Raw genomic sequence first — 5,624 nt, forward strand, 5'->3', positions numbered from 1 at the left:
GTCTTGGGTGCGGGGACAGGATTTGAACCTGTGACCTTCAGGTTATGAGCCTGACGAGCTACCGGGCTGCTCCACCCCGCGGCGAAGGAGGTAGTTTGTGTATCGTGTTGTAGGGTTCTGGACTTTGGAGCGTGAGCTCTAATGGAGCATCCTTTTAGCGGACCTGGCGGCGACCTACTCTCCCGCGCCTTGAGACGAAGTACCATTGGCCCTGGGGGACTTAACGACCGAGTTCGGAATGGGATCGGGTGGGGAACCCCCGGCATAGCCACCAGGTCAGCAAAAAGGATGCTGTCGGGTCGCGGTTGAGCGACCCGAGCATTGTTGTGAAGAAGACATCGCATGTCTTGTAAAGCAGTCATGGGTTTGACTGAAGAACGATCAAGCCTATCGAGCTATTAGTACCGGTAAGCTACACGCCTCACAGCGCTTCCACATCCGGCCTATCAACGTGGTGGTCTTCCACGGCTCTCAGCGAGACCTTGTTTTGAGGTTAGTTTCCCGCTTAGATGCTTTCAGCGGTTATCTATTCCACACTTAGCTACCCTGCTGCACAGCTGGCGCCATGACAGGTCCACCAGAGGTGTGTCCATCCCGGTCCTCTCGTACTAGGGACAGATCCTCTCAAGTCTCGTACACCCACGGCAGATAGGGACCAAACTGTCTCACGACGTTCTGAACCCAGCTCACGTACCACTTTAATCGGCGAACAGCCGAACCCTTGGGACCTGCTCCAGCCCCAGGATGTGATGAGCCGACATCGAGGTGCCAAACTTTGCCGTCGATATGGACTCTTGGGCAAAATCAGCCTGTTATCCCTAGAGTACCTTTTATTCGTTGAGCGATGGCCCTTCCACGCAGGACCACCGGATCACTATGGCCGACTTTCGTCTCTGCTCGACTTGTCAGTCTCGCAGTCAGGCGGGCTTATGCCATTGCACTCGACGACCGATTTCCGACCGGTCTGAGCCCACCATCGCGCGCCTCCGTTACACTTTGGGAGGCGACCGCCCCAGTCAAACTGCCCGCCACGCCATGTCCCGGACCCGGATAACGGGCCGCGGTTAGACGTCAACAACAATAAGGGTGGTATTTCAAGGATGGCTCCACCGGAACTGGCGCCCCGGTTTCATAGCCTCCCACCTATCCTACACATGTTATTGCTAACGCCAAGGCGAAGCTGCAGTAAAGGTTCATAGGGTCTTTCCGTCTGACCGCGGGAACCCCGCATCTTCACGGGGAATTCAATTTCGCTGAGCCTATGCTGGAGACAGTGGGGAAGTCGTTACGCCATTCGTGCAGGTCGGAACTTACCCGACAAGGAATTTCGCTACCTTAGGACCGTTATAGTTACGGCCGCCGTTTACCGGGGCTTCAATTCGCAGCTTGCACCACTCCTTTTAACCTTCCGGCACCGGGCAGGCGTCAGACCCTATACGTCGCCTTGCGGCTTCGCAGAGCCCTGTGTTTTTGATAAACAGTCGCTACCCCCTGGCCTGTGCCACTCTTTTCTGGTTGCCCAAAGAAGAGTCACGCTTATCCCGAAGTTACGCGTGCAATTTGCCGAGTTCCTTCAGCATAGTTCTCTCAAGCGCCTTGGTATACTCTACCTGCCCACCTGTGTCGGTTTCGGGTACGGTCTCCGTTGGAGTTATTTCCAGGGACCTGTTCACTGCCCGGAGCAATCCAATAAGCCCGAACAATTTACCAGATCCGTCACTTCCAACTGGTTCAGGAATATTCACCTGATTCCCATCGACTACGCCTTTCGGCCTCGCCTTAGGGGCCGACTAACCCTGCGCAGATTAGCTTTACGCAGGAACCCTTGGGCTTTCGGCGAGAGTGTCTCTCACACTCTTTATCGCTACTCATGTCAGCATTCTCACTTCCGATACCTCCAGCAAGGCTCACGCCTCACCTTCACCGGCTTACGGAACGCTCCGCTACCGCTTGCTCATAGAGCAAACCCATACCTTCGGCGTCTGGCTTGAGCCCCGTTACATTTTCCGCGCAGGTTCGCTTGACCAGTGAGCTGTTACGCTTTCTTTAAATGATGGCTGCTTCTAAGCCAACATCCTGGTTGTCAAAGCAAACCCACATCGTTTCCCACTTAGCCAGAACTTGGGGGCCTTAGATGATGGTTAGGGTTGTTTCCCTTTTCACGACGGACGTTAGCACCCGCCGTGTGTCTCCCAGATATCTCTCTCGGGTATTCGGAGTTTGATTAGAATTGGTAGAGATCGCTCCCCCCGCATCCATTCAGTGCTCTACCCCCCGAGGAGTCCGTCTGAGGCACTACCTAAATAGTTTTCGCGGAGAACCAGCTATGTCCAGGTTTGATTGGCCTTTCACCCCTATCCACAAGTCATCCGAGAATTTTTCAACATTCACCGGTTCGGTCCTCCAGTAAGTGTTACCTTACCTTCAACCTGCTCATGGATAGATCACCTGGTTTCGGGTCGTCATGCAACGTACTTAGTCGCCCTATTCAGACTCGCTTTCGCTGCGCCTACACCTAACGGCTTAAGCTTGCACGGTACATGAAGTCGCTGACCCATTATACAAAAGGTACGCCGTCACCACGCGCGGTGGCTCCGACTGCTTGTAGGCTTCCGATTTCAGGATCTGTTTCACTCCCCTTGTCGGGGTGCTTTTCACCTTTCCCTCACGGTACTTGTTCGCTATCGGTCATTGAGGAGTACTTAGGCTTGGAGGGTGGTCCCCCCATGTTCAGACAGGATTTCACGTGTCCCGCCCTACTCGAGTCTGTCGCTATTTGACGCTTACGGGGCTATCACCCACTATGGCCGACCTTTCCAAGTCGTTCAGCTTTATGTCACGACAGCACTGGCCTGGTCCCGGTTCGCTCGCCACTACTACGGGAGTCTCGGTTGATGTCCTTTCCTCCGGGTACTGAGATGTTTCAGTTCCCCGGGTTTGCTTAATGGAGCCTATGTATTCAGCCCATTATACCTTTTCCGATCCACCAAGCCTGGCCCTGCCGAAGCAGAGCTAAGTTGGAAGACCGTTAAGGTGGGTTTCCCCATTCGGAGATAGCCGGATCAAAGGGTGCTCGCGCCTCCCCGGCTCTTATCGCAGCGTGCCACGTCCTTCATCGCCTCTCAATGCCAAGGCATCCGTCAGAAGCCCTTATGCGCTTGATCGTTCTCAGCAAAACCCATGCGCTACAGGTCTAGGGACCTGCGGCATGCGCTTTACAGTCAGACATTTGATGTCTTCTTCAAAGTCCGCCCTAGAACCTTCAGCATCCCAAGGGTGAGATACTGTCGGCGGGTGAACCCTACCTTCACGATGTCATTTCGCCGGCCTGGCTGAGCCAGGCGGCAAACTTGATCAATCCTCGATCGCGTTACCGTTCCCGTCCAATCTTCTAAAAGAACTGGGGACGGGTGGTGGAGCCAGACGGATTCGAACCGACGACATCCTGCTTGCAAAGCAGGCGCTCTACCAACTGAGCTATGGCCCCTCACACTCGGTGTGAGTTGCGTTAGCCCAGGAGAGCTCTCGTCGTTTGCGTCCGTTATGCTGGAAAGTTGGTAGGCCCGATAAGACTTGAACTTATGACCTCACGCTTATCAAGCGTGCGCTCTAACCAACTGAGCTACGGGCCCATAGGCCGCATAGACCAGATCCTCATCTCCCAGACAGGCCGGGAAACGAGACCCGTTCCTGGGCTCGCGATCGCCTCGACCACCTAACGGCGATCAAGGAGTGGAAAGAGAAACGAAGACGGCGGCGATCCGCTCATCTGTATAATTAGACGCTTCAATAAGCCGAGGCTTGGAGAAGCAGTCCTTAGAAAGGAGGTGATCCAGCCGCAGGTTCCCCTACGGCTACCTTGTTACGACTTCACCCCAGTCGCTGACCCTACCGTGGTCGCCTGCCTCCTTGCGGTTAGCGCAGCGCCTTCGGGTAAAGCCAACTCCCATGGTGTGACGGGCGGTGTGTACAAGGCCCGGGAACGTATTCACCGCGGCATGCTGATCCGCGATTACTAGCGATTCCAACTTCATGCACTCGAGTTGCAGAGTGCAATCCGAACTGAGACGACTTTTAGGGATTGGCTCCCCCTCGCGGGATTGCAGCCCTCTGTAGTCGCCATTGTAGCACGTGTGTAGCCCACCTTGTAAGGGCCATGAGGACTTGACGTCATCCCCACCTTCCTCCGAATTAACTTCGGCAGTACTATTAGAGTGCCCAGCCAAACCTGATGGCAACTAATAGCGAGGGTTGCGCTCGTTGCGGGACTTAACCCAACATCTCACGACACGAGCTGACGACAGCCATGCAGCACCTGTGTCCCAGTCCCCGAAGGGAAAGCCTCATCTCTGAGGCGGTCCGGGCATGTCAAAAGGTGGTAAGGTTCTGCGCGTTGCTTCGAATTAAACCACATGCTCCACCGCTTGTGCGGGCCCCCGTCAATTCCTTTGAGTTTTAATCTTGCGACCGTACTCCCCAGGCGGAGTGCTTAATGCGTTAGCTGCGTCACCGACAGGCATGCCTGCCGACAACTAGCACTCATCGTTTACAGCGTGGACTACCAGGGTATCTAATCCTGTTTGCTCCCCACGCTTTCGAGCCTCAGCGTCAGTAACGGACCAGTATGTCGCCTTCGCCACTGGTGTTCTTCCGAATATCTACGAATTTCACCTCTACACTCGGAGTTCCACATACCTCTTCCGTACTCAAGATAGCCAGTATCAAAGGCAATTCCAAGGTTGAGCCCTGGGCTTTCACCTCTGACTAAACTATCCGCCTACGCTCCCTTTACGCCCAGTAATTCCGAGCAACGCTAGCCCCCTTCGTATTACCGCGGCTGCTGGCACGAAGTTAGCCGGGGCTTCTTCTCCGGGTACCGTCATTATCGTCCCCGGTGAAAGAATTTTACAATCCTAAGACCTTCATCATTCACGCGGCATGGCTGCGTCAGGCTTTCGCCCATTGCGCAAGATTCCCCACTGCTGCCTCCCGTAGGAGTTTGGGCCGTGTCTCAGTCCCAATGTGGCTGATCATCCTCTCAGACCAGCTAAGGATCGTAGCCTTGGTGGGCCTTTACCCCACCAACTAGCTAATCCTACGCGGGCCGCTCCAATGGCGATAAATCTTTCCCCCGAAGGGCACATCCGGTATTAGCTCAAGTTTCCCTGAGTTGTTCCGAACCAAAGGGCACGTTCCCACGTGTTACTCACCCGTCCGCCACTAATCCCGAAGGATCCGTTCGACTTGCATGTGTTAGGCCTGCCGCCAGCGTTCGCTCTGAGCCAGGATCAAACTCTCAGGTTGAGTTGACATTGACCCAGATCCTCGACCCCGAAAGGCCGGTATCTGGTTTGCATAGTTTCTTGACGAGTTCCCATCACACATCGACCAGTCCGAAGACCGATCGGCGTATAAATGGTGTCTTCAAGAGACCGCATTTGTCAGCGTCGAGATGAACCTTCTCAGTCCATCGCCAGAGCGCCGCCGCCTGCGTTTCTCTTTCCAAATCAACAATGTCAAAGACCCGAACCGCCTCAGCGGCCCCATCCGTTTAACGCCCGATGTCGGCGGAGGCGGCTATCTATCCAACCCCGAATTCCATGTCAAATCGTTTTTTTCAAAAC

3 tRNA genes and 3 rRNA genes are annotated in these 5,624 nt (G+C 54.8%); all 6 read right to left on the reverse strand.

Annotated elements, in window-relative coordinates:
• Positions 1-4 precede the first annotated feature (4 nt).
• Positions 5-81: transfer RNA gene (locus tag AC07OA_RS24395), tRNA-Met, on the reverse strand.
• Positions 82-161: 80 nt separating this feature from the next.
• A 5S ribosomal RNA gene (gene rrf / locus AC07OA_RS24400) occupies positions 162-276 on the reverse strand.
• A gap of 101 nt (positions 277-377) precedes the next feature.
• Positions 378-3,164: ribosomal RNA gene (locus AC07OA_RS24405) — 23S ribosomal RNA — on the reverse strand.
• 247 nt (positions 3,165-3,411) lie between these two features.
• Positions 3,412-3,487: transfer RNA gene (locus AC07OA_RS24410), tRNA-Ala, on the reverse strand.
• 68 nt (positions 3,488-3,555) lie between these two features.
• Positions 3,556-3,632: transfer RNA gene (locus AC07OA_RS24415), tRNA-Ile, on the reverse strand.
• Between the two features lie 188 nt (positions 3,633-3,820).
• A 16S ribosomal RNA gene (locus AC07OA_RS24420) occupies positions 3,821-5,304 on the reverse strand.
• Together the 16S, 23S and 5S rRNA genes with 3 tRNA genes alongside form the textbook arrangement of a ribosomal RNA operon.
• Positions 5,305-5,624: the final 320 nt, after the last annotated feature.

The organism is Caulobacter sp. GW821-FHT09B08 (assembly GCF_059418225.1).